Annotated in this window: 1 protein-coding gene; it reads left to right on the top strand. The window is 68.4% G+C overall.

The genetic code is table 11. The features are described 5' to 3' along the window. The first annotated feature begins 248 nt into the window (after positions 1 to 248). Positions 249 to 905, top strand: coding sequence for an ATP-grasp domain-containing protein (locus V6V89_RS41475; protein ID WP_334625234.1), 657 nt, complete (start codon positions 249 to 251; stop codon positions 903 to 905). Positions 906 to 977 lie beyond the last annotated feature (72 nt).

The raw sequence follows: 977 nt of genomic DNA, 5'->3' as shown, positions 1-977 counted from the left end.
GCTGGCGGTGGGTTGGCGTGACCGGGCACCATGTGCCGGTGTTGTTGCTGGTGCCTGCTGACGTTCTTCGTCCCCGCCGGGTTGACGAACACTTCGCGGCTGAAGCTAGGGCCGCTCGAGGTGTCGGGCTTGATGTCGCGCTGGTCGACCATGATGCGCTCGCCGGTAGCGGTGGCGGTGGCGGTGGCGTTGATCGGGCTGTCGCTGGGGTGCCCGCTGATGGTGGTGAGGCGGTCTACCGGGGTTGGATGCTGGATAGTGACCGGTACGCGGTGTTCGCGGATGCGTTGCGCCGGCGCGGTGTGCGGCTGCGGACGACGGCGGCGCAGTTTAAGCAGGCGCATGAGCTGCCCGGCTGGTATGCCGCGCTGGCGGCGCTGACGCCGACCTCGGTGTGGACGGTCGGCACTGGTCGGGGGGAGTTCGAGATGGCCCGTGCCCGGTTGGGCGTGGGACCGGCGGTGCTGCGGGACTACTCCAAGTCGATGAAGCACTATTGGGACGAAGCGGCGTTCATTGCTGACCTCGCCGACGCCGGTCGTGCGTGGCAGGTGGCCAGCCGGTTCGTCGAGCTGCGCGAGGATGCCTTGGCTGGCGGGTTCGTGCTGCGCCGCTTCGAGCCGTTCATCGGGGCTGAGGTGCGAACCTGGTGGATCGATGGTGTCTGTCGGCTGATCGGGCCGCACCCGGACACACCGGACCAGAAACCTGTCGACATGCCCGACCTGACCGGACTCGCGCCGCTGGTCGCGATGCTCGGCCTGCCCTTCGTGACCGTCGACCTCGCCATCCGATCCGACGGCGTGTGGCGAGTTATCGAGCTCGGTGATGCCCAGGTCAGCGACCGACCGGCCACCACCACACCGGAAGCACTGATCACCGCACTGTGCACCAACGCACCCTGATCCTTCTGCCCAGCACGCGAAACGGCGGGCGACGCCCCTGCCCGGATCCCCGGCTTCCTTCCGCGGCCAACT

It is taken from the genome of Micromonospora sp. CPCC 206061 (genome assembly GCF_036906915.1).
Classification (GTDB): domain Bacteria; phylum Actinomycetota; class Actinomycetes; order Mycobacteriales; family Micromonosporaceae; genus Phytohabitans.
The sequence above is the reverse complement of the archived record's forward strand: the minus strand, read 5'-3'. Positions and strand labels throughout refer to the sequence as shown.